General features: G+C 69.1%; 19 protein-coding genes. 4 read left to right on the top strand and 15 right to left on the bottom strand.

Annotated features, from left to right (window positions below; genetic code table 11):
- Positions 1–8: 8 nt before the first annotated feature.
- Genes MKK58_RS03395 through MKK58_RS03375 form a run of 5 tightly spaced genes read right to left on the bottom strand, consistent with a single transcriptional unit; the run spans position 9 to position 6,618 of the window.
- Complete coding sequence (locus MKK58_RS03395) at positions 9–1,208, bottom strand: xanthine dehydrogenase family Fe-S subunit (RefSeq protein WP_243910758.1); 1,200 nt, start codon at positions 1,206–1,208, stop codon at positions 9–11.
- Complete coding sequence (locus MKK58_RS03390) at positions 1,205–2,071, bottom strand: FAD binding domain-containing protein (RefSeq protein WP_243910757.1); 867 nt, start codon at positions 2,069–2,071, stop codon at positions 1,205–1,207. The genes MKK58_RS03395 and MKK58_RS03390 overlap by 4 nt, the downstream gene beginning before the upstream one ends.
- Positions 2,068–4,452, bottom strand: coding sequence for a xanthine dehydrogenase family protein molybdopterin-binding subunit (locus tag MKK58_RS03385; RefSeq protein WP_243910756.1), 2,385 nt, complete (start codon positions 4,450–4,452; stop codon positions 2,068–2,070). Before MKK58_RS03385 ends, MKK58_RS03390 begins: the two co-directional genes overlap by 4 nt.
- Positions 4,449–5,318, bottom strand: a complete 870-nt coding sequence (locus MKK58_RS03380; protein ID WP_243910755.1) for an alpha/beta hydrolase — start codon at positions 5,316–5,318, stop codon at positions 4,449–4,451. The genes MKK58_RS03385 and MKK58_RS03380 overlap by 4 nt, the downstream gene beginning before the upstream one ends.
- Before the next feature lie 10 nt (positions 5,319–5,328).
- Entirely contained in the window at positions 5,329–6,618 is a 1,290-nt protein-coding gene (locus tag MKK58_RS03375) for an amidohydrolase/deacetylase family metallohydrolase (protein ID WP_243910754.1), read from the bottom strand.
- A 249-nt stretch (positions 6,619–6,867) separates the two neighbouring features.
- Between MKK58_RS03375 and MKK58_RS03370 the strand changes: the two genes are divergently transcribed.
- Positions 6,868–7,275, top strand: coding sequence for a MarR family winged helix-turn-helix transcriptional regulator (locus tag MKK58_RS03370; protein ID WP_243910753.1), 408 nt, complete (start codon positions 6,868–6,870; stop codon positions 7,273–7,275).
- A 17-nt stretch (positions 7,276–7,292) separates the two neighbouring features.
- Here MKK58_RS03370 and MKK58_RS03365 read toward each other — a convergent pair whose 3' ends face one another.
- The 3 genes from MKK58_RS03365 to MKK58_RS03355 form a co-directional block, all read right to left on the bottom strand.
- Entirely contained in the window at positions 7,293–8,474 is a 1,182-nt protein-coding gene (locus MKK58_RS03365; RefSeq protein ID WP_243910752.1) for a YncE family protein, read from the bottom strand.
- An 89-nt stretch (positions 8,475–8,563) separates the two neighbouring features.
- The gene (locus MKK58_RS03360; protein WP_243910751.1) at positions 8,564–8,794 is read right to left on the bottom strand and encodes a hypothetical protein; all 231 of its coding nucleotides are present in this window, start codon (positions 8,792–8,794) and stop codon (positions 8,564–8,566) included.
- A gap of 307 nt (positions 8,795–9,101) precedes the next feature.
- Positions 9,102–9,368 (bottom strand): hypothetical protein, encoded by a 267-nt coding sequence (locus MKK58_RS03355; RefSeq protein ID WP_243910750.1) that lies wholly within the window; start codon positions 9,366–9,368, stop codon positions 9,102–9,104.
- Between the two features lie 491 nt (positions 9,369–9,859).
- Between MKK58_RS03355 and MKK58_RS26795 the strand changes: the two genes are divergently transcribed.
- Entirely contained in the window at positions 9,860–13,063 is a 3,204-nt protein-coding gene (locus MKK58_RS26795; RefSeq protein ID WP_279578206.1) for a flagellin, read from the top strand.
- A gap of 66 nt (positions 13,064–13,129) precedes the next feature.
- On the opposite strand, the gene MKK58_RS03335 is transcribed toward MKK58_RS26795, so the two are convergent.
- Positions 13,130–14,119: a site-specific integrase gene (locus MKK58_RS03335; RefSeq protein ID WP_243910749.1), complete on the bottom strand. Its 990-nt coding sequence runs from the start codon at positions 14,117–14,119 to the stop codon at positions 13,130–13,132.
- Positions 14,120–14,384: 265 nt separating this feature from the next.
- Here MKK58_RS03335 and MKK58_RS03330 point away from each other — a divergent pair, with 265 nt between their 5' ends.
- Entirely contained in the window at positions 14,385–15,536 is a 1,152-nt protein-coding gene (locus tag MKK58_RS03330) for a replication initiator protein A (RefSeq protein ID WP_243910748.1), read from the top strand.
- A 994-nt stretch (positions 15,537–16,530) separates the two neighbouring features.
- Here the strand turns inward: MKK58_RS03330 and MKK58_RS03325 are convergent.
- The 6 genes from MKK58_RS03325 to MKK58_RS03300 form a co-directional block, all read right to left on the bottom strand.
- On the bottom strand, positions 16,531–16,836 hold the full coding sequence (locus tag MKK58_RS03325; RefSeq protein WP_243910747.1) for a hypothetical protein: 306 nt from the start codon (positions 16,834–16,836) through the stop codon (positions 16,531–16,533).
- A gap of 13 nt (positions 16,837–16,849) precedes the next feature.
- Positions 16,850–17,494, bottom strand: a complete 645-nt coding sequence (locus MKK58_RS03320; RefSeq protein ID WP_243910746.1) for an AAA family ATPase — start codon at positions 17,492–17,494, stop codon at positions 16,850–16,852.
- Between the two features lie 408 nt (positions 17,495–17,902).
- Positions 17,903–18,130, bottom strand: a complete 228-nt coding sequence (locus tag MKK58_RS03315) for a hypothetical protein (RefSeq protein WP_243910745.1) — start codon at positions 18,128–18,130, stop codon at positions 17,903–17,905.
- Positions 18,131–18,430: 300 nt separating this feature from the next.
- Complete coding sequence (locus MKK58_RS03310; RefSeq protein WP_243910744.1) at positions 18,431–19,000, bottom strand: TadE/TadG family type IV pilus assembly protein; 570 nt, start codon at positions 18,998–19,000, stop codon at positions 18,431–18,433.
- Between the two features lie 21 nt (positions 19,001–19,021).
- Entirely contained in the window at positions 19,022–19,591 is a 570-nt protein-coding gene (locus MKK58_RS03305) for a TadE/TadG family type IV pilus assembly protein (RefSeq protein WP_243910743.1), read from the bottom strand.
- On the bottom strand, positions 19,588–21,129 hold the full coding sequence (locus tag MKK58_RS03300; protein WP_243910742.1) for a TadE/TadG family type IV pilus assembly protein: 1,542 nt from the start codon (positions 21,127–21,129) through the stop codon (positions 19,588–19,590). The genes MKK58_RS03305 and MKK58_RS03300 overlap by 4 nt, the downstream gene beginning before the upstream one ends.
- A 272-nt stretch (positions 21,130–21,401) precedes the next feature.
- Between MKK58_RS03300 and MKK58_RS03295 the strand changes: the two genes are divergently transcribed.
- The gene (locus MKK58_RS03295; protein ID WP_243910741.1) at positions 21,402–21,788 is read left to right on the top strand and encodes a hypothetical protein; all 387 of its coding nucleotides are present in this window, start codon (positions 21,402–21,404) and stop codon (positions 21,786–21,788) included.
- Positions 21,789–21,792: the final 4 nt, after the last annotated feature.

The raw sequence follows: 21,792 nt of genomic DNA, 5'->3' as shown, positions 1-21,792 counted from the left end.
AAATCAGATCAGGCGCGGCCGAGCCAGGCCGCGAGGCGCGCCCGAGCAAGGCCGAGGAGGAGGCGCAAGGGGTTGAGCCCGGCCGGCGCCGGGGCCTCGGCGCCGGAGAGGCGGCCATCGACCGCGCGGGCGAAATCGCCCGCGATGCGGCCGGCGAGGTCGCGCACGAGGCCGGGACGGCCGAACTGCGCGAGGGGGCCGGTCAGGGTGTAGCCGACCTCCAGGGTGACCCGGGCCGTGCCCGGCGCCGGACCGGGCTCGACCCGGTAGCGCAGTTCGCCCTCGGTGGCCGAGCGCCCGCCCGCGTCGCTGCCGGCACCCCGGACCGAACCGGCGAGCGCGGCAGGGTCCCGCGCGATGCGGGCGCTGCCCCGGAAGGTCGCGGCGATCGGCCCGATCCGGACCTGAAGGCCGCCCTCCACCGTGTCGGGCTCCGGGCGGCCCGTGAGGACGGCGCCGGGCAGGCAGGCGGCCACGGCCTCGATATCCCCCAGCAGGGCGAAGACGGCGTCCGGCGGATGGGACAGGTCGATGAAGTGCGTGAAGCGGTGGGCGGGCGCGAAGGTCGTCGCCGGCGTCGGAGCCCGGGCGGGCGCGATCCGGTTCTCCGTGGTCCGCGTGGCCTGCGGGCGGGCCGCAACCGCCTCGCCGATGCGGGCGCCGACGGGGCCGAGGGCGCGGGCGGCGCCGGTCTCGGGCCGGATGCCTTGGGCGCGGCGCTCGGCGATGACGGCCATCACTGCCCGCACGATGCCGGCGTAGCCGGTGCAGCGGCAGAGGTTGCCCGAGAGGCCGACTCGGATCCGCCGCTCGTCGGCCTCGGGCAGGCGCAGGACGAGGTCGCGCGCGGCCACCAGCATGCCGGGGGTGCAGTAGCCGCACTGGAGCGCGTGCTCGCGATTGAAGGCGGCGCGCAGCGCGGTGGCGACCGGGTCGTCGTCCAGGCCCTCGATGGTGGTCACGGCGGCCCCCACGCAGGCGCCCGCGAAGGTCAGGCAGGCGCGCGCCGGTTCGCCGTCGAGGAGCACGGTGCAGGCACCGCAGACGCCGTGCTCGCAGCCGAGATGCGTGCCCGTCAGGTTCAGGGTCTCGCGCAGCACGTCGCCGAGATGGCTGCGCGGCTCGGCCTCGATGCGCAGGAACCGCCCGTTCACCGTCAGCCCGAGGGCGATCTGGCCCGTGGCCGGCTCGGCCAATCCGGCGCTCATGCGGCCTCCGGGACATGCGAGAGCGGGAGCTTTCCGGCCTGCGCCACCGCGCGGGCCAGCACCGTGACGTGGACGTGGCGCTCGACCGGGTCCGCCATGCCGGCGGCGGCGAGGGCGGCCTGCGCCGCGCCGGGCTCGAAGCGCTCCGCGAAATCGGGACCGATGCGGCCGCCGAAGAGCGGGCGGGCATCGGCGAGGAGCACGGGTGCCCCCTCGACGGCGCCGATCACCGCGCGTCCCCGGCCGGCCCCCGGCTCCAGGCGCACGGCCCCGATGGCGTGGGCGAACTCGCCGATCTTGGCGCAGTGCTTGACGTAGCCCCAGGCCGCGCCCGGCGGCAGCGCCGGCACGCGCACCGCCATCAGGATCTCGGCCGGCCCCAGGGCGACTTCGAGCGCGCCGGTGACGAAGCGCTCCACCGGCAGGGTGCGGCGGCCCGTGGGCCCCGCGATCTCGACCTCGGCGCCGAGCGCCATCAGCGCGTTCACCCAGTCGGCGGCCGGGTCGGCGTGAACGAGGCTGCCGCCGATGGTGCCCCGGTTGCGCACGGGCCGGTAGGCGATGGCCGAGGCCACCCGCTGCAGGGCGCCCCCCGTGAGGTCGGGCACGCGCCCGTCCTCGATGTCGGCGTGGGTCACGCAGGCGCCGAGCACGAGGGTCTCGCCCGCGACGCGGGCCTGACGCAGTTCGTCGATCCCCGTGATGTCGAGGATCAGGTCCGGTTCGACCAGGCGCAAGGCCAGCATCGGCCCCAGCGACTGTCCGCCCGCGATCAGCTTCACGCCGCCCTGCGCCGTCGCGAGGCGGTCGAGCAGGGCGGCGAGGCTCGCCGGGCGCTCCCAGGCGAAGGGGCTGGGCTTCATGCGGCCTCCCGTGCGGGCTCGGCGCCGGTGCGGGCGGCCAGCACCGCCTCCACGATCCGTCGGGGCGTGACGGGGGAATGCAGCATCTCGACGCCGAGTGGGGCCAGCGCGTCGTTGATCGCGTTGGCGAGCGCGGCCGGCGGCGCGATGGCGCCGCCCTCGCCGATGCCCTTCTGGCCGAAGCGCGTGTAGGGCGAGGGGGTCTCCATGTGGTCGATGCGGGCCATCGGCACCTCGGCGGCGCCGGGCAGCAGGTAGTCGGCAAACGTCGAGGCTAGCGGCTGGCCGCGGGCGTCAAAGCGCATCTCCTCGTAGAGGGCGGTGCCGATGCCCTGGGCGAGGCCGCCGTAGATCTGGCCGTCGACCACGAGGGGGTTCACCAGGGTGCCGCCATCCTCGACGATGACGTAATCGAGGATCTCGACCGCGCCGAGATCGGGGTCGACCGCCACCACGACCGCGTGGGCCGCGTAGGAGAAGGTGCCGGAATCGCGCTGCGGCTTGTAGCCGGCGGTGACCTCGAGGCCGCCCGGATCGGTGTCGGGGCCGAGGTCCTGCGGGCGCCGGTACCAGGTGCGGGCGATGGCCTCCAGGGAGATGTCGCCGGAAGGACCGACCACGTGGCCGCCCGCGAAGTGGCATGCCTCGGGGCTTGCCTGGAGCAGGTAGGCGCCGATCCGCACCGCCCGATCGCGCAGGGTCTCGCAGGCCGCAGCCACCGCGCCGCCGGCCATCACCATCACGCGCGAACCCCAGGAGCCGGTGGAGTACGGCGTCATCGCGGTGTCGCCGTGGACGAGGCGGGTGCGCGCCACCGGCACGCCCAGGATCTCGTGCGCGACCTGGGCCAGCGTCGTCTCCAGGCCCTGGCCGTGGGAATGCGCGCCGATGCGGAGTTCGAGGCCGCCATCCGGCGTCAGCCGGGCGGAGGCCTGCTCGTGGCCCGGCACCATCGGAATGCCCCAGCCGGAATAGACCGAGGTGCCGTGGGCCGCCTGCTCGCAGTAGATCGACAGGCCGAGTCCGATCCGGCGCCCGTCCGGTTCGGACGCGCGTTGGCGGGCGCGGACGCCCTCCACGTCGATGGCCCTCAGCGCGCGGGCGAGCGCCTGCGGATAGTCGCCGCTGTCGAAGTGCTTTCGGGTGATGTTCTCGAACGGCATCTGCTCGGGCCGGACGAGATTTTTTTCACGCACGACCTCGGGCGCGATGCCCGCTTCACGGGCGACCGCGTCGAGCACGAGTTCGAGGGCGAAGCAGACGCCGGTGCGGGCGACCCCCCGGTAGGGCAGGATCGGGCACTTGTTGGTGGCCACCGACCAGGTGCGGCAGCGATAGCTCGGGAAATCGTAGGGGCCCGGCAGGATGCTGGCGACCTGTGCTGCCTCCAGGCAGGCCGAGAACGGATAGGCCGAGTAGGCGCCGGAATCGACGGTCGCCTCGCAGTCGATGCCCCGCAACCTGCCGTCGCGCTCCGCATAGGCGGTGATGCGATAGTGGTGCTCGCGGCAATTGGCGTTGGCCGTGAGGTGCTCGCGCCGGTCCTCCAGCCACCGCACCGGATGGCCGAGGCGCAGCGCCAGCCAGGTCAGCGCCACGTCCTCGGCGAGCAGGATCGCCTTGTAGCCGAAGCCGCCGCCGACGTCGGGCGAAACGATGCGGATGCGGCCCTGCTCGAGCCCCAAGCATTCCGCCAGCCCGTTGCGCACGATGTGGGGCATCTGACTCGCGGTATGGACGACGACCTGGTCGAGGCGGTGATCGAGATGCACCACGGTGCCGCGTCCCTCGATCGGTGCCATGCACTGGCGCCCCGTCGCGATGGTGCGGCTGACCTTGATCGGCGCGTCGAGCGCGGAGGCGATGTCGATGTCGACCAGGGTCTCCAGGTAGACGTTGTCGCCCCAGTGTTCGTGTACGAGGGCGGAGCCGGGCTCGCGCGCGGCCAGCATGTCGTGGATCGCCGGCAACTCCTCGAGATCGAGAACGATGGCGGCGGCGATGTCCTCGGCCTCGGCCCGGGTCGGGGCGATGCACATCGCGACCAGTTCGCCCACCTGCCGGACCTTGCCCGTCGCGAGCACCGGCTGCTCCGAGGCCTTGAAGCCCGGCAGGCCCGAGACCGCCCGGATCGGCTGCACGCCGTCGAGGTCGGCGGCCGTGAAGACGCGGTCGCGATAGGCCTCCGGCACGTGGATGGCCCGGATGCGGGCATGCGCCAGGGGGCTGCGGACGAAGGCCACGTCCTGCATCCCGGGTAGACGGATGTCGCCGACGAACTGCCCGCGCCCGCGCATCAGCCGGTCGTCCTCCTTGCGGGGGAGGGGGGCGCCCACGCCCTCCTGGCGCGGCGGAACCGCGCTGGCGCCCGCGCCACTCATCGGGCGCCTCCGAGGAGGTCCTGCGCGGCGCGCACCAGCAGGCCGTCGGGCCGGCGGAACTCGTTGAGGATCGAGAAGTGGTCGGCGCCGGGCACCGGCAGCAGGGCGCCGGGCGCGTGCGCGGCGGCGCGCAGGGCGTGGAGGTTGCGCGCGTCGTGGACGAGGGCGGGCAACTCGCGGCTGCCGTAGGCGATCGTCAGGGGCTTGTCGACGACGGGGCGCCGCAGGGGCGAGAGCGTCTCGATTTCCGCATCCGTGAGCCCGAGCTTCTCGTCGAGGTAGGTCTCGCGGATCGGGGCGAGGTCGTAGACGCCGGAGATCGCGAGGCCCGCCGCCACGGCCGGGTGGCCGAGTTGCATCGCGGCGAGCTGGGCGCCGGCCGACCAGCCGGACAGGACGAGGGGCCCGGCGATCCCGTGCGTGCCCCCCTGCGCGGCGAGCCAGTCGAGGGCCGCGCCGATCTCGGTGACGATCCCCGCGAGACTGGATTCCGGGGCCAGGGTGTAACCCGGCATCGCCACCGACCAGCCGGCCGCGTTGAGCCCTTCCGCGAAGCAGGCGAAGTCGGCCCGCGCGTTGCGCTGCCAGTAGCCGCCATGGACGAAGACGAGGCAGGGCGCGCCGGCTTGCGCGGCCGGGTAGAGGTCGAAGGCGGTGCGCTCGCCCTGCGCATAGGGGATGTCGAGGTGCCGGGCATGCGCCGCCCGGTAGGCCGCCGAGGCGGCGTTGCGGGCAGCGACCTGCGCGGCGGAGTCGGGCACGCCCGCGTTGTTGTCGTAACAGGCGCCGCGCGCCGCCCGGTCGAGGTCGCCCCAGCGGCGGCGCGGGTCGGCGGGCGTCGGGTCGTCGAGGCGGAAGGCGGTCATGGACACTCCCTCAGGCCGCGATCGCCTGGGGCAGGATCGGCGAGTCGGCCTCGAAGCGCCGGCCCGCCCGCAGGCAGAAGGCGGGGCGCAGGAGCCGGTCGGCGACGACGCGGGTGTCCTCGTTGTCCCGCAGGAGGAAGCGTCCGCGATCGTCGTGCAGCACCGAGACGTCGGCCGCGAACCCCACCGTCAGGGCGCCGATGCGGTCGCTCATGCGCAGCATCTCGGCCGGGTGCGAGGTCACCATCGGCACCACCTCCTCCAGCGGGATGCCCAGCGCCATCATCGAGCTCATCGCCTGGGTGAGGCTGAAGCGGGCCTGGCCGAGGAAGGGGTGGTTCTCGTCGTCGTGGTGCTCGTCCGGGGTGCCGGCGGGTTGGGGCACCTCGGTGTTGTAGCCGTGCATGTCGGCGCCGAGCGTGTAGGGGATCACACCGGCCGGCAGCGAGGCGCGGGCGACCCGGTAGGAGAAGTGGCTGCCGTGGCCGACATCGACCTTGAGCCCCGCATCCATCGCCCGGCGGATGATGTGGTGGACCTCGCCGGCTTCGTTGATGAAGCCGCCGGGATGGCGGGTGAAGGGATGGGCCAGCACGTCGCCGGGGCGCAGCAGCGGAATCACCCGTTCGACGATGGTGTCGGCGTCCTCGCCGTTGGCGCCGGATTCCGGCAGGCCCCAGAGCTGGCCGAAATGCACGTAGAGCGGGAGATCGGCCTGGCGGCTGATCTCGGCGGCCATCTCCATGACGCGGATGCCCCAGCGGGCGAAACCGCCGATCTCGGCATGGCCCTTGATGCCGCGTACGAGGTCGCGGTTCTCGGTGGCCGACTTCACCGTGGCGTCGATGTCGACGCCGTCCGGGCTGTAGAGGTTCGGGTAGAAGTGCCCCTCGAGGCCGCCGACGAGGTAGGCCGACAGGAAAGCCAGCGCCTGCGTGTCGGCGCGCTCGGCGATGAAGTGGCGGAAGCCCGGCAGGGTCATGCAGGACGGGCCGCCCTGGTCCACCACGGTGGTGACGCCCGAGCGCACCCCGACCATGTCGGGGTTCAGGCCGAAGCGGCCGGTGACGTACTGGTAGACGTGGGCGTGGGTGTCGATCATGCCCGGCAGCACGAGCTTGCCCGAGACGTCCACGGTCTCGGCGGCGGAAGAGGGCAGGATCGTCGCTTCCACCGCGGCGATGCGCCCGTCGCGGATCGCCACGTCGCGGAGGCCATCGATGCCGGAGGCGGGGCAGATGACGCGGCCCCCGCGCAGGAGCAGATCGTAGCGGCGCGGATCAGGGTTGGATTCGACCATCACTCGACCTCGTGATCCCGGCCGGTCGGTCCCGGCCCCGTTCTTGCCAAAAATTGCCCGACCAAAAGCGAAGCATGCTTCGTATCTCGGCTTTGCACGGGGCGTGCCAAGTCCGGAGCCATTCTGGGAAACGCGTCGATGGAGCAGGTCTCGGAGAGTATCGTGGAGGGACCGCCGGAGCGGGGGGCCGGGCCAGAGTGCGCAGCGCCTTGGCCGCTCTCGGAGCGGCCCGGATTTCTGGCGCGACGGATGCACCAGATCCACGTCAGCCTTTTTGCTGAGCGGTGTGCCGATTTTCGCGTCACGCCGCTGCAGTACAGCCTGCTCTCGCTGCTGCGGCAGCTAGGGCAAGCCGACCAGACCACGATCGCCGAAGCCGTCGCCCTCGACCGCACGACGACGACGGGCGCCCTGAAGCGGCTGGCGGCGCGGGGACTCGTCGACCGCGCGACCTCGCCCACCGATCGCCGCGCGCAGATCTGCCGCCTGACGGCGGCGGGCGAGGCGCTTCACGGGGCGATGGAGGCGGCGGCCCGGGAGGCGCACGCCCGGACGGTGGAGGCCCTCTCCGAGGCGGACCAGGCCCACCTCATCCGCCTGCTGAGGCAGGTCGTTGCCGCGCATGACGACCGGATGGGCGAGGCCGATCTCGGCTGAGCATCCTTCCGAAGGGATCACCGCCCACCGAGGGAGGCGGGCTGTCCCGGCAGCGGCAGGCGGTAGCCGGTGTCGGCGAGGCCGTCGCCCTCGACGCGGTACACGCCCAGGGTCCGGTCGACATAATTGCCGACATAGACGTAAGCTCCCGAGGGACTGAACACGATGCCCTGGGTCACCGCCCCGGCCTCGGCCTCGGCAACCCGCCGGACGCCGTCCGGCCCGATGGCCAGGAGCGCCACCGCGCCGGTCGGCGTGTAGCCCGGGCTGCTCCGTGGCGCGCTCGCTCCCCGCACCACCGAGACCGCCGCGTGGCGGCCGTCCGGCGCGATCGCCAGGGCCTCCGGCGTGTCGCCGATCCCCAGATGGTCGACCACGACCGGGCGGGCCGCATCGGCCCGGATCACGCTCACGGTGTCGGCATGGCCGTCGCTCGGTTCCGGTCCGGTATTGCCCGTGAGGGCGAGGCGTCCGTCCGGCGTCACGTCGAGCCCGTAGACCCCCGGCCCCACCGGCATGTCGAGGCCGGGATCGTAGCGCAGGGCCGTGCCGTCGATGGCGAGGACGCCGATCCGGCCGGCTTTGTTCTTGGCGACGAAGGCCCGTTTGCCGTCGGGCGCGAACGCCACCGCGGCGGCCTCGTCGCCGACCTCCACCGTCGCGATGGGGCGCACGACGGTGCCGCGGATGGTCAGGGCGGTGACGCTGCGCCCCTCGCGGTTGGCGACGAGGGCGAGGTCACCGGCCCGGTTGATGGCGAGGCCGGAGGGCTGCGACCCCACCGTCAGGGTCTCGACGAGGCGCGGCGGCTCGGCGGCGAGATCGATGACGTGGAGCCGGTTGTCGGGCTGCGCGTACCAGGCCGTGCCCTCCGGGCGCATCAGGACCGAACTGGCCACGAGCCCGAGGCGGCCGTCCGGCGTGACGCGCAGGTTGGTCGGCGGCCCGTAGACCGAGTTGTCGAGGGGAAGGGTGTGGACGAGGCGCGGGCGCGCCTCGTCGCCGACGTCGAGGATCCCGACCGCATCGTGCCCGTTCGGCCCGTTCCGGCCGCCCTCCGGATCGAAGAAGGTCTTACCGTCGAGGCCGACCAGGATGCGGGACGGCGCCTCGGCCGCCGGCACGCCCGCCGGGGCGGCCAGGATGAGGGTGCCCAGAAGCGCCGTGCGCGTGAGCCTGTGTGCGAGCCATCGTCTCATCGCGACGACATAGGGCGGGAGAGGGACGGCGCACGTCCGGCGATCCATGTTTCTCCGATGCCGTGGGCGGCCGATGCGCTCGAACGGGCTCAGGACGGATCGCGATCGCCCGTCAGCGGGCGCCGATAGATCAGGGTCTCCGCCAAGTACAGATCCAGGTTCGAGAAGGATCGGGACCGCTGCGTGACCGCCGCCCAGTCCTCGGCGACGCGGCGGGCTTCGGTCTCATCGCCGGCCGCGAAGGTCAGGCTCTCGCTGCGCAATTCGGATTCTGTGTAGAGATGGGCCGTGTAGATCTCGCGTCGGCCTTCCAGGGGCATCGAGGATGTGTCCGGGCGCTCGTCCAGGTTGAGGCCAAGATCTTCAATAAGTTTCGCGCCGCCGCCGCAGAAGACGTCTTGATTCGGTATCCCTGGTGAGCAGTACCTACGGCACGCCCGCAACCCTCACGAGAAGACCCGCCGCGGCCGGGGGCCGGGCGGGTCCGAGGCGGAGTCTGCGGTTCCTACAGGCTGAAGAAGGTGCTGGCCGAGCCCAGGACCGTGAAGGCGAGGCCGCCCGCGAAGGCGGCGATCATCGCGTAGGAGAAGCCCTTCAGCAGCATCGGGTAATCCGTCTCCCGTCCGATCAGCAGCGGTTACCGCCCGAGGTCTGGCCGTATTGCTGGACGGGGAAGTTCTGCTGGTTGGCGTTGCCCTCTGAGGCCGAGCTCATCGGGCAGCTGTAGGGGTTGCGCAGGGGGGCGGCGCGGCGGGGCTCGAAGGAGCCCGTGGTCTCGACGTCGTAGGGCGCGAAGCCGGTGTAGCGGGAGGGGCTGTCGTAAGCCATCGCGGACGAGATCGGAGCAACGCCAAGGACAAGGGCGGTGGCAAGAGCGGCGATACGGGTCTTCATGAGGGCTTTTTCTCTCCAGTTCCGTACGAACCAAGTGGCTGGTCCGTTTCTGTCTGTCTGAACTAAAGATAGAAAGCCGTTTTCATTCTCGACGTGTCGCACGACACACGGTGAGCGGGATTAAGGACCGCACCGGACGCAGCTTTGTCGGATTTTCTGACGAAATCCAGTGATCAGATCGTTCAAAGTCCTGGTCCGAAACGAGGTATACCAGCAGCAACGACGTTGTTCGCCCGCGCGTGATCGCCCCGTCTCGGCCCCTCGAAGGGGATCTGTCCCCGGCGCCGTCCTCCGGGACGGGTTGATGACGGGCGTCGTGAGATCCGAAGCGTTCGCTTCACCCGTCCCTTAACGCTTCATCAACCATACGAACAAAATCCGCACGGGGAGGGGGTTGGGCCGGAATGATTTAACGGGCGCTTAGCGGTTGCGGCCCTTGGGTGACGGGCCCTCGAAAACAGGAGGGTTCTTGATCAGAAGGATCAACCGTCATGTCGTCCGGCATTACCCTCTCGTCGGCAACCCGCCAGAACCTCCTGTCCCTCCAGGATACGGCCAACCTGCTCTCCACGACGCAGAACCGCCTGTCGACGGGTAAAAAGGTCAATTCCGCGCTCGACAACCCGACGAATTTCTTCACCTCTCAGAACCTGTCCGCTCGCTCGGGTGACCTGAGCGCGCTCCTCGACGGCATCTCGAACGGTGTCCAAACGATCCAGGCCGCCAACCAGGGCATCACCTCGATCACCAAGCTCCTCGACACCGCCAAGTCCACGGCCAGCCAGGCCCTCGCCGACAAGACCGGCGGCGGCGGCGGCGTGCTTGGCGGCTCGGCGGCCGTTGCGGCGAAGGTCACCGGCACCGCGCCCCTCGCATCGCTCGGAACGACCGCGAACGGTGTCACCACCTTCGACCTGTCGAACCCCGCGAAGGATGCCTCCCTCGACATCTCTCTCGACGGTGGACTGACCAAGACGACCATCCGCCTCGATTCTACCACGCTGGCCTCCTCGGCATCGGACCTGACCAAGGTCACTTCCGATCAGATCATCTCGGCCATCAACGGCCAGATCAGCGGCAGCAGCAACCTCGCCGGAAAGCTCACGGCCGCCGCGAGCCCCGATGGCCGCATCACCTTCTCGACCACCGCGACGGGCTCGGCCGCGCAGGTCCAGGTCTCCGGCTCGGCCAATGCTGGCATCAACATCGGCTTCGGCGCCTCGACCGCCCGGACCGCTGCGACGGTCACCGCCTCGGCGGCCCTTTCCGCCAACACGGATTTCACCAACAACGCGACGACCAGCCTTACGGTTGGGGATGGCGCGAAGTCGGTCGTGGTGACCCTCAACAAGGATTCGGCCACCGACACCCTCGGCGGAACCCTCGGTACCTCGGCGACCCCGGCCGCCATTCGCGACGCCATCAACAAGCAGTTAAAGGACAACGGTTCTTCTGCCAGCGTCAGCCTCTCGGGCGGCGCTACTGGCAGCCTCGTCTTCACCTCGACGGATCTCGGCCCCGATGCCCAGCTCTCCGTCGTCGCGGGCACGAACACCGCCGGCGGCGCCACTGGCATCGGCTTCAACACCTTCACGGCCACGGCCAACACTATCAGCGCCGCCCCCGCCGCCAGTACGACGCCGACGGCCGGTACGATCGCGGCGACGACGGCTCCGACGGCAACCACCACGGCAGTCACCGGGGCGACGGTAGCCGGCCCCTTCACCCTGGGTCAGGGACAGCAGACCACGTTCGATGTCGGTGGACAGAAGGTTACCATCAACGCTGATACCCTGAAATCGGACGGGACCAAGCTCACCTCGTCATTCAACCAAGCTGCCTTGCTCGATGCCCTGAACGAGCAGCTCGATGCCGGCGTGACCGCGACGGCGCCCGGCGGCGTCCTGACCTTCACCGGTACGGCCTCTCCCGTCGTGACGACGTCCGGTGCTGGAAACAGCGACCAGATTGGCCTCTTCGGTACCCCCGCAAAAACTCAGCTGGGCGCTACACTCGGGCCCTCGTTCGACCTGAGCAGCGGCCAATCCGCTTCGTTCCAGGTCAACGGCGGCACGGCGATCACCCTGAGCGCTGCGAGCACTGACGCGTCCAACGTCGCCATCGGCACCAACCCGAACCAGAAGCAGGTGCTGGAGGCGATCAACAAGCAGCTCGCCACCACCAACCCCGGTGTCTCGGCCTACGTCGATGGCACCAACCATCTCACCTTCGTCGGGGTCAACACGGCCACGGCGGCTCCGACTTTCTCGTCGACGACCGATACCATCGGCCTCGGCTTCGGCACGCGGGCGACCGCTGCCGGTGCCGGGTCTGCCGCTCCGATCGTCGATCTGTCCGGTGGAAAGTCGAGCCAGTTCACCGTCGGGGACGGCACCAACACCGCCGCCGTCACGATCAACGCCCTGAGCTTGGACGCCAACAACGTCGCGATCGGCGAGAACGCAACGCAGGCCAAGATCGCCGAGGCGATCAATCAGAAGCTCCGCGCCACCGGCACGGGCACCGGGACCGGCGCTGGCGCTGGTGTCGCGGCCGACGGCACCACGCCCGCGGCAGTGAACGCGAAGGTCTCCTTCGTCGGTAACAAGCTGACCGTTTCCTCGAACGCCGTCGGTGTCGGGGCCGCTGCGGTCTTGACTGCGAGCAAGGATACCGCTGGTCTTGGCCTCGGTGTAACCGCCTCCGTGAACGGCACCTCTGTGGCCGGCACTGCAACGGGCGTGGCCGCCCCCGTCACCTCCTCGGGCACCGACGCCACCGACGGTTCGTCCACCGCCCTGGTCGCAGGTACCACAACCCTCAGTGCCACCACCGCCCTGGGTGGTGTCGCAGCCACCAACGCGTCGTTCAGTATCAAGCTCGGTGCCGGCAACGCCAAAACGATCAACGTCAACACCGCCGCCAACACGACCATTACCGCCGCAACCTTGGTCAAGACCATCAATGACCAAATCGAAGCGGATACTGGCCTCTCGGGGAAGGTGAAGGCCAGCTTCACCAACGGCAAGCTGCAGATCTCGACCACGGCGGCTGGCGCCGACCAGAAGCTCGCGATCCAGGCCAGCGGAACCGACAACATCGGCTTTGGTACGTCAAGCTCGGCGCTCATCACGAGCACCGGTACCGATGTGGGCGGTAGCAAGGGGTCGAGCTCAGTGCGCGAGAACCTGGCCAAGCAGTTCAATACGCTGCTGTCCCAGATTACCCAGCAGGCCAAGGACTCGAGCTACAACGGCGTCAACCTTCTCTACCGGACCAGCAGCAATGTCGCGGACAACACGCTGCATATCGCGTTCAACGAGAAGAACTCGTCGGCGCTCGACATCCAGGGCGTCAAGTTCGATGCGGAGGGCCTCGGCCTGAACGAAGTGTCCGGGAACTTCCAGACGGACGCCGAGATCAACAGCGTCATCGAGAAGCTGACCACCGCAACCAGCAACCTCCGTACGCAATCCTCGACCTTCGGCTCCAACCTTTCGGTGGTGCAGAACCGTCAGGACTTCTCGAAGAATCTGATCAACATCCTCGACATCGGCTCGGCCAACCTCGTGAACGCGGACCTCAACGAGGAAGCCGCCAACTCGCAGGCCCTGTCGACCCGCAACTCCATCGCCACCTCGGCCCTCTCGCTGGCCAACCAGGCCCAGCAGGGCATCCTGCAACTGCTCCGCTGAGCGGATCGGCCTTCACGACGACGGGCGGCCGGGGGAAACCCCGGCCGTTCTCGTTTGAGGCGGCCCCTACAGGAACCCGCTTCCCGAGTGATCCTTGAAGGCGTTGGCGCGGCGGATGTAGCCCACTACCGTGCGGGGATCGCGGTGGCCCGACTGGTCCATGATCCGGGCCAGATCCGCGCCGCGCTCGGCGGCCGTGGTGATATACCCGGCCCGCAGGGAGTGGGCGGCGAAGGTCGCGGCGTCGAGGCCGGCGGCCCCGGTGTAGCGCTTGACGATGTCGGCCACCGCCTGGGTGGTGAGGCGCGGCGCGCCGGCCCGCACCCGCCCCGCCCGCGAGACGGGGCGGAACACCGGCCCCTCCGTGATCCCGCCGGCCGCGAGCCAGTCCTTCACCAGGAAAACCGGCCGAATGAAGCGCCCGTGCGGGATGGCCTTCTCGAAGCCGCGGCCCTCCTGATCCGTCTTCGAGCGCCGCACCCGGACCCGCAGGCCGTCCCGGTCCTCGCGCAGGTCGGCGACATCGAGGGCGACCAGCTCCGAGCGGCGGAAGGCCCCCGCGAAGCCGAGGCCGAGCAGGGCACGATCCCGCTTGCCGGTCATCGTGTCGGGGGTGCGCATCAGCATAGCGGCGAGCACCTCGACGGTGGCGGCGGCCTTCTGCACCGGCGCCGTGCCGATGGTGCGCCGGATGCCCTTCATGGTCGCCCGCACCTCCGCGTCGTCGGTCGGGTCCGGCAGGCCGGCGAGCTTGTGCGCGTAGCGGATCGCGGCGCAGCGCCGGCCGATGGTCGAGGCCGCTCGTCCCCTCTCCGCCTCGTGCGTCAGGAACCCGGCCACGGCCCGGGGCGAGGCCGGCAGGGCGGCGAACCCGTACAGGGCGCACCAGTCCTGGAACAGCACCGCGTCACCGCGATAGGCTCGCAAAGTCGCCTCCGCCTTGCTCGCGCGCTGGTAGGCCCGAACGACCGCGGCAAGTTCGGAAGGGAGGTCGGTGCCGGGTTCGGGGAGAGGCCCGCCCCCCGCGGTCGGCGAAAAGATCGTTGCGGTGGTCACGCGATCTCCGTGCCGGGCTCGGGCTCTGTCCCAGAATGGCGCGGCGCAGCGGCCAGCGCAATCCGGGGCGGGGGCATCGGGCAAGGCCTGCGCCGGGTTCGAACCACGGCGTGCCCATCGGTTTTGACGGGAAGAGCGGGTAAGAACCATTCATGACACCGTCCCGTCCACCGGCCGAATGCGCGCCGGACCTCGCACCCGTCGACCGCGAAGCGCGCCTTCCAGGGTCTGGCGATGCGCTCGACCGGCATCCGGAGATTGCGGGATGAGCGGCAAGCCAAAGCAGCTCGGCGACCTCCTGGGCGACCTCGATCCGAACCTCGCCAAAGCCTTCGAGGGCCTCGGCAGGCAGGTCCTGGCGGATGCCGAGCGCCAGCAGGCCTCGGCGGACCAGGCCGGGACGGGCGCACGGAAGCGTCAGGACGCCTCAGGAGGGGCGGCAGCCCAGATCCAGGCCGAGCCCCTCGAGACGGCGCCGAAGGCCGCCAGCGGCCAATCCGGCGCGCCTGAGGGCCCAAGCCAGGCCCTCACGCAGCAGATCGACCTGTTCATCGCCACCGGACGGGCCGCGGCGCCCAAGGACGAGCTGGCGACCATGGAACACCCGGTCTACGCGATCGAGGACGGCGACCAGCGCATCCTGACCTATGAGCACAACGGCGTGACCCTGGAGGTGACGCCCTCCGTGAAGGGCCGGGCGACCATCCACGACAAGGACATCGTCCTCACCTGCGTGTCCAAGGTGGTCGACGCCGTGAACCGCGGCGAACCGGTGTCCCGCACGGTCAGCATCAAGGCGCACGACGTCCTGACCTTCACCAACCGCAGCACGTCGGGGCGCGGCTACGACCTTTTGGAGCAGGCCCTGGAGCGGCTCGTCGGCACCCGCATAAAGACCTCGATCGCGACGGGTAAGCCGGCCCGGCGCCGTACCAAGGGTTTTGGCCTGATCGATGCCTGGGAGACGATCACCCGGGGGCCGAACAACCGCCTCGAGGAGCTGCGCATCACGCTCAGCGCGTTCACCTTCGACGCCGCCATGGCGCTGGAGGTGCTGAGCATCGACCAGGACTACTTCAAGCTCCGGAAGGCCACCGAGAAGCGGTTGTACGAGCTCGCCCGGAAGCATTGCGGTGACCAGGGACGCTGGAAGGTCGGCCTCGATCTGCTGCAGAAGAAGGTCGGCAGCCGCCAGCCCCTGTTCAAGTTCCGGGCGACCGTGCGCGGCATCGGCGAGGCGGGGTCCCTGCCCGGCTACCATCTCGTCTTCCTGCACAGCGACGATTCCGTGGTCTTCTACGGCCGCAGCGAAGGGGGGCTCGCAGTCATGGAAAGCGACCTGGTGACGCTTCCCAAGCTCAAGCCGAAAGGAACGCGCCGCAAATCCGTGCGTCGACCCGTCACGAAGGGCGATTGATTCGTCACTCCGCGGATAAATCACCGCAAAGCCTTGTCGTCGAACGACTTTCACGGAACAGGACTCGAACTGAGCAGTTCGTTCTTGACAGGCAAGCCGGTGTTTTGCAGCCACTCCCGATGCGGATTCGTCACTCCGCGGATAATTGACGGCTCCAGGGCACCCGGATTCGTCACTCCGCGGATGTTGGATTCGTCACTCTACGGATAAAGATTCGTCACTCCGCGGATAACGCACTTCGTCACTCCGCGGATAAACACCCCGAATTTCGCCAGACAAATCAGGGGTTTGCAAAACCTTAACAACGCGCGCGCGTCTTTAACTGTTTAACAGATCTTTTAACGTGCCGGCGGCGCGGCGGGAGAGCGGGGAAACACGGCACTGCGCAGCCGGATTTCCGGCCGCGACGACGCTGCGGGTGTGGTTCGCATGCCTCCCCTCCTCTCACTAACCGAAACATCCAAGCCCTCAGACACGAGCGACCTCGGAGCCGTCAAACTTTCGAGAAGAACGCTTATCGGAGGTTAGAATTTTATTTGAGGCCATGCAGCTGCATGCACGTGAGCGTTTGATGCGCTGCCTTGTTCGGGATTTTGGCTGTCGGGGTGGATGCTCGCTCAAGAAGAGGACGGTCTTTCCTGCGTTTTCGGAGACGCGAGGCCACGTGCACGGCGGCAAGTGGCTCACGAAGTCGAGCATGTCAGGCGAGCGGGTGATCGTATCGGGGAGACTGACAAGCGCTGTCTTCGCGGACCTGGTGCCGGTGCCGGATAAGCGCGATAGGCCTCTGCGCACGATGTGGGAGCCGCGCGACCCATTCACGACGACTGTCTGCTCGACCCTACCGCTCCTATGGGGGCCTCTGACCAACAAGAAAGCTGTGTTTCCGCAAAGGCTTATATTAGCACGACAGCATGACAATACCGTCATGTTACCGGATTATAATACTGTCATGCTGTAGCACTAAAGCACGACTGCACCGCAGCGCTGCGGCCTAGTCCCCTGCCTTGCGTCCGACCTTGAGGGCCTCGACGGTGGGGTGTCCGTGCTTCCGTAGCGCGGCGTCGATCCCCTCCATAATGACGTCGTGGATCTTCACATCGCGGGTGAATGCGATCTCCCGCAGGCGGCGGTGGACCTCCCGGGGCAGGTAGACGGAAGTATGGACGATATCGGGCCGGGCCTTGCGCGACGCCGGCGTCGCGGCGGGCGCCGCCTCCGGAGCCCGGTCGGCAATCGCCGCACGGGCTTCGGTTCCGGGAAGATTCAGGCCGCCGATGATGGACGGACGCTTGGTCATGCCTGCAAGCCCATCATGCTTTGGTGCCCTTCATCTTGCGTGCGGCCCAGGCCCAAAGGGCTCGGATCTCGTCGGCGGCCTTGCCGTCGCGGGCATACTCGGTGACGCCCTGCCCGGCCGCGAGGGCATCCTGGTGATCGGCCCGCTGAGTCAGCATCGGTTCCGCCAGCACGCCGAACATCGCAAGACCGTTCGCGGCTTCCGTGGCGCGGGAGCTGCGCCCGGCCGGGCACTGATTCAGGATGAAGGCGAAGCGCTCGCGCATTTCCAGACGCATCAGGGCCTCGATGGTCGGCATGGTGGCCTGAAGATCGAGCCGGGACGGGCGCGCCGGGATCAGGGCCAGGTCTGCCGCCTGCATCGCCAGGTTGCCGCTGGTCGAGGCGATACCGGCCGTGTCGAGGATCGCCAGGGTGTAGCCCTCGGCCGCGAGGGCCTTCAGGATCGCCGCCAGGTTCGCGAGGTTGTCCGGCCCGATCCGGTCGACGGCCGGTTCTTCGGCGGAACGCGTATCGCCCCAGGCGGCGAGGGACCCCTGCGGGTCGAGGTCGAGGGCGATCACCCTTTCACCGGCCTGTGCGGCGGCGACGGCCAGGGAGGCGGCAATCGTGGTTTTCCCGGCGCCACCCTTCTGGGTGACAAGCGTGATGGTGCGCATCGCGATCCTGTCGTGCTGCCCTGCTGTAGCGGGAAAGCACGACAGTGTGAAGACACTGTCATGGTGTGACGTTAGAGCGTTGTAGCGCTACAGCGCTTAGGAGCTACGATGGTGTAGCACTAAAACATTGCGGCACTAAAGTGCTTTCATGCTGCTATGTCCGAAAAATTCTGAGGGGAGAATGTTTTAGGGCCGAAGGAGCCTCTCCGCTCGCTGTCGAATAAGAGGGACGTGCCGTGCTGTTCCATCGAGTAGGGGCTCCGCAGCCAATCCGACCTCCCGGAGGGATCGCATACCGGAACGGCATCCCGCAGACGCTCGAGACCCCGGCCGCCAAGCGGTCCGAGGCGCCATCTTCGTCAATCCGAGCGCGCATTCGCGCCGCTCGGTACCTCCTCGTGCGGGCGATCAGCGGTGATGGCGATGATGACGCCGGTGCTTCATCATCCGGGTGCTCCGCATGGAACGGCCCATCATGCTGCCGCCCGCCGCGTTGCGGTGCATCTCGCCCATGTTGCTGTTGCCCGTCCGGGCCGCATCACGGTCGAGACCGTCGCCGGGGGCCGCCATCGTCGCCGTGCTGATGCTCAGCATGAGACCGAGGGTCAGGGTCGTACCGAGGAGAAGCTTGGTCATCACAGCAGGCCTTTCACGGCGTCGCGCCATGAAACCAGAACCTCCGCTCCCGGTCCCGGTTCCGGGCGGGAGCAATCATCATCGCGTGTGTGCCGATCTGCTGCAGGCATCGATGCCCATCGGCGGTGAGGTCGCCGATCTTCGATCGCCGGTGACCGGACCGCCTGCCGGCGCGCGGCAAATTCCGTCATGAAGCACGAGGCTTACGGAGAATCGCTCATCCTATAATGTTACAATGCTACAGCACAAAAGCATTATGGGGATGCGGTCCTCCACTACGACAATGCGGGGTTACCTCCGTCAGGTGGCCTTGCAGGCCTTCCCGCCCGGCAGGACCGTCTCGGCGAGGCTATTGGCGCCGGTGCCCCGCACCGGCCAGGAGACCGTCTTGGTGAAGGTGAGCTGATCCAGCCCGGGGAAGATGCCGAAGGCGGGAACGTAGCGATAGCTGATCCGGGCCGTAACGTAGCGCGCACCCGCCTTGGCCTCGGAGGGGATCGGATCGCCGAGTTCGGAATCCACGGCGGCGGCCGTGTCGTTCCGGGCGGCCGTCGAGCAGACGCGGGCCACGAGGCCCTGGCCCTTGGCGTAGACGCCGACGGCCGTGAGGACGATCCGGGCGGCCGAGGTGTCGTACGGGAAGGTCACGGCGGCGCCGGCGGCGTAGACGTCGTCCACGCTGTTGAGGCTGCCGCGCGAGATCAGGTCCGCCATGGTCCGCGCGGCTTTCTCCAGGCCCTGGCTGATGCCGTAGGCGCGGGGAAACTCGACGGTCCCCATGAGGAGCAGGATGAGGAACGGCGCCACAAGGGCGAACTCGACGGCGGCGATGCCGTCCGCATTGCGGAGGCGCTGGAGCGGGATGCGCATGGGATTAGCCCTCGCCCACGCTCAGCACCGGCCTGTGGCATAGGGCTCGGCCCGGAAGATCACCGTCGAGACCACGAGGCGCGCGGCCGTGCCGATGGCCATGGCGTCGGGGTCGAGGAACCCGAAATAGCGCGGCACCACGACGGCCGCCCGCACCGTGACGACGTCGTTGCCCGATGGGCATTGGAACGTCTTCCCGAAGCCGGCCGCGACGCTCTTCGTCGCGGCATCGTAGGGGCCGGCGACGGAGCGGGCCGAGAAGCTCGACGCGGTCGCGACGTCGATCAGGACATCCGCGCAGGGAAAGATCGTGACCTGGGAGCAGACGGCCCTGCGCAGCCGGTCCGCCGCCGGTGTTCCGTCGTAGCCCTCCTGGAAGGCGCCCGTGAACACGGTCCGGGCGGCATAGTCGAGGGCGTTGTCGAGGGTCTGCTGGGAGAGCAGCAGGAGGCCGGCCTCGAACAGGGCGCAGACGAGAGCGAAGAAGGGCATTCCCACCATGGCGAACTCCACGGCGGTGGCCCCGTCCTGGTGTGACCGGAAGCGGCGCACGGCGCCACGCAAACGGCGCCCCGTGACGGCGCGCGTCACCGCGAAATCCTCAATTCGCTGATCTGGGCCCCGATCGCCCGGAAGGTGGCCGTCAGGTTTCCGGAATCGGACACGTCGTAGAACATGGACGGGTTGCTGGCGCAGTTGCGCAGCAGGTCGCTCGTGCCGTCGCTGACCTCGACCCGGACCGCGAAGATCTGGATGCCGGCGCTCTTCATGTTGGAGCAGAGCAGGGCGAGCCGCCCGTCGATGGCGCGGGTGCGGATCGCGGTATCCGACGACGTCGTGCCGAGGCGATTGGCCCAGATGTAGCCGATGCCCGAATAGACCGACTCGTTGCTGTTGTTCCGGTAGCCGCTGGTGTTCTGCCCGTCCGTCATCACCACGGCGAACTTGCGCGTGGTGGTGTCCGTGTAGGGCGCGCCCCTGACCAGGGGGCCCGTCGGCGAGAGCACGTGCCAGCCCCAGGCGAGCCCGAGGGCGACGTTAGTGTCCCCGATCACGCTCATGCTCGCGATGGCTGCGGTGACCGTGGCCTTCGAGGTGGTCAGCGGGGTGATGGGCTGGAGCTCGCAGCCCGCGTTCGGGCCGTAGAGGTAGCCGGCCCCGCCCCTGTCCGACCGCGAAACCTTCCAGCTGGTGCCGTACTTGGCCGTCTGACCCTGGCGCTTGCGGTCGCCGGTGACGAAGTACAGGCTGAGGAAATCGCTGTAGTCGTCGAGGTAGTCGTTCGCCGCGTTGCCGTCCTTGTCCGACTCGTCCGGGGCGAAGTAGGGCACGAACAGGCTGTCGGGGGTGCCCTGGCTCGCGGGGGTGTCGTCGACGTCGTAGGGCGCGGGCCGGCTCTCGACGCATCCGCCCCAGGCGACGCCCATCTTCGTGAAGAGGGTCAGGCGGTTGGCCTTCGCGGCGAAGATCTGGGAATGGTAGGAGGCCAAGCCGTCCTTGTCGATGAAGGCGTCCCCGGCGCGGCCCGCCCCGACATTCACCGTCATCGAGAACGGGACGACGGCGACCTTCAGGGCGTTCGGCTTGGCCGGATCGACCTCCTCGAAGAGGTTGTTGACGAGGTCGGTGGCCGCCGCCTTCAGGTTGACGAGCTTGGCGCCGGCCATCGAGCCTGTGTTGTCGAGGACGAGGGCCACTTCGAGGTTGCCCGATCCGCGCTTCGCGGTTCCGGACACGTTCAAGGCCAGGCTGTCGAAGCCCGCCACGCGCGCCAGCGTCGTCGGCGTCCTGCCGGTCAGGGTCACCCGGATGGTGTCCCCCGAGCGGAGCGTGGCGACGTCGACGCCGAGCGCCTGGCTCCCCGCCATCGCGGCCGTCACCTGATGCTTGGCGCGGTCGGCGAGGTCCGCGTCCGTCAGCCCGGAGGGAAGCTTGGCGAGCGAGAGAGCGGCCGCGTCGACCGCGTTCTGAGCTTTGCGGCGGGCGTTGGTGTTGGCGCTGAGGTCGATCGCCATGCCGGAGAGGGTGAGGAGCGGAATCAGCGTCAGTGCGAAGATGACCGCGACGCCGCCGCGCTCGTCGTTCCCGAGGCGAGCAACGATCGATGAAGTGGGAAACGTCCCGAACATACGCCCAGCATCGCAGGCCGATGTAAACGAAATCGCTACGTCATCGAGAGAAAGAATCCGATCGCATCGGCCTTGAATTGCCACACCACATGGTTGCAATCCTGTCGATCAGCTTCGATCGAGCGGCGATTGAGCCTTCGGATGCATACCGTCTCGGGGCAGGGGGAGGGGATATAGCTTGACGGTTCATGCCAGGTTCGGGCGCCGGAGGCGTGCACGATCGGTTAACCATATCCTGACCAGCCTGTCTTTTGCGGGAAGCAGGTATCATCGTGATCACGGATCGTTCGATCGACCTCGAGGCCGAGGCCTGCCCCGTTCCCCTGGACCTGCTCGGCCGGGTCTACCGAGCCGATGCCGACACGCTGTCGCGCCTGATCGCCGACATCCCGGAGCGGAGGCGGGCGCGCCTGGCGGCCTACCTCTATGGCCGCAGCCACACGCACGAACTCGGTCTGAAGGTGGCGGCGGCCTGCACGATCGCGGCCCTCCGGACGGCCGAAGGTCCCCTCGGGGAAGCCATCCATGCCCAGTCGCGCCGAAGCTACGCGCCGCCGACCCATGGCGAAACCCGCCCGACCTCCGTAAGGAAGATCAGTCTGGCCGGTTCGCGCCCGGGAGCGAGGTCCGCGCCGGAGCGGGTGGACGCGTGGCGGTAGACCG

The sequence above is a fragment of the Methylobacterium sp. J-078 genome (assembly GCF_022829285.1).
In the GTDB taxonomy this organism is placed as follows: Bacteria; Pseudomonadota; Alphaproteobacteria; order Rhizobiales; family Beijerinckiaceae; genus Methylobacterium.
Note: the sequence above shows the minus strand (reverse complement) of the source record. Positions and strands in the feature narration are given on the sequence as shown.

What these genes read in the sequence shown, in the direction of transcription:
- MKK58_RS03395 (WP_243910758.1), bottom strand. Translation starts at nt 1,208, where the DNA reads ATGAGCGCCGGATTGGCCGAGCCGGCCACGGGCCAGATCGCCCTCGGG.
- MKK58_RS03390 (WP_243910757.1), bottom strand. Translation starts at nt 2,071, where the DNA reads ATGAAGCCCAGCCCCTTCGCCTGGGAGCGCCCGGCGAGCCTCGCCGCC.
- MKK58_RS03385 (WP_243910756.1), bottom strand. Translation starts at nt 4,452, where the DNA reads ATGAGTGGCGCGGGCGCCAGCGCGGTTCCGCCGCGCCAGGAGGGCGTG.
- MKK58_RS03380 (WP_243910755.1), bottom strand. Translation starts at nt 5,318, where the DNA reads ATGACCGCCTTCCGCCTCGACGACCCGACGCCCGCCGACCCGCGCCGC.
- MKK58_RS03375 (WP_243910754.1), bottom strand. Translation starts at nt 6,618, where the DNA reads ATGGTCGAATCCAACCCTGATCCGCGCCGCTACGATCTGCTCCTGCGC.
- MKK58_RS03370 (WP_243910753.1), top strand. Translation starts at nt 6,868, where the DNA reads ATGCACCAGATCCACGTCAGCCTTTTTGCTGAGCGGTGTGCCGATTTT.
- MKK58_RS03365 (WP_243910752.1), bottom strand. Translation starts at nt 8,474, where the DNA reads ATGAGACGATGGCTCGCACACAGGCTCACGCGCACGGCGCTTCTGGGC.
- MKK58_RS03360 (WP_243910751.1), bottom strand. Translation starts at nt 8,794, where the DNA reads ATGCCCCTGGAAGGCCGACGCGAGATCTACACGGCCCATCTCTACACA.
- MKK58_RS03355 (WP_243910750.1), bottom strand. Translation starts at nt 9,368, where the DNA reads ATGAAGACCCGTATCGCCGCTCTTGCCACCGCCCTTGTCCTTGGCGTT.
- MKK58_RS26795 (WP_279578206.1), top strand. Translation starts at nt 9,860, where the DNA reads ATGTCGTCCGGCATTACCCTCTCGTCGGCAACCCGCCAGAACCTCCTG.
- MKK58_RS03330 (WP_243910748.1), top strand. Translation starts at nt 14,385, where the DNA reads ATGAGCGGCAAGCCAAAGCAGCTCGGCGACCTCCTGGGCGACCTCGAT.
- MKK58_RS03325 (WP_243910747.1), bottom strand. Translation starts at nt 16,836, where the DNA reads ATGACCAAGCGTCCGTCCATCATCGGCGGCCTGAATCTTCCCGGAACC.
- MKK58_RS03320 (WP_243910746.1), bottom strand. Translation starts at nt 17,494, where the DNA reads ATGCGCACCATCACGCTTGTCACCCAGAAGGGTGGCGCCGGGAAAACC.
- MKK58_RS03315 (WP_243910745.1), bottom strand. Translation starts at nt 18,130, where the DNA reads ATGACCAAGCTTCTCCTCGGTACGACCCTGACCCTCGGTCTCATGCTG.
- MKK58_RS03310 (WP_243910744.1), bottom strand. Translation starts at nt 19,000, where the DNA reads ATGCGCATCCCGCTCCAGCGCCTCCGCAATGCGGACGGCATCGCCGCC.
- MKK58_RS03300 (WP_243910742.1), bottom strand. Translation starts at nt 21,129, where the DNA reads ATGTTCGGGACGTTTCCCACTTCATCGATCGTTGCTCGCCTCGGGAAC.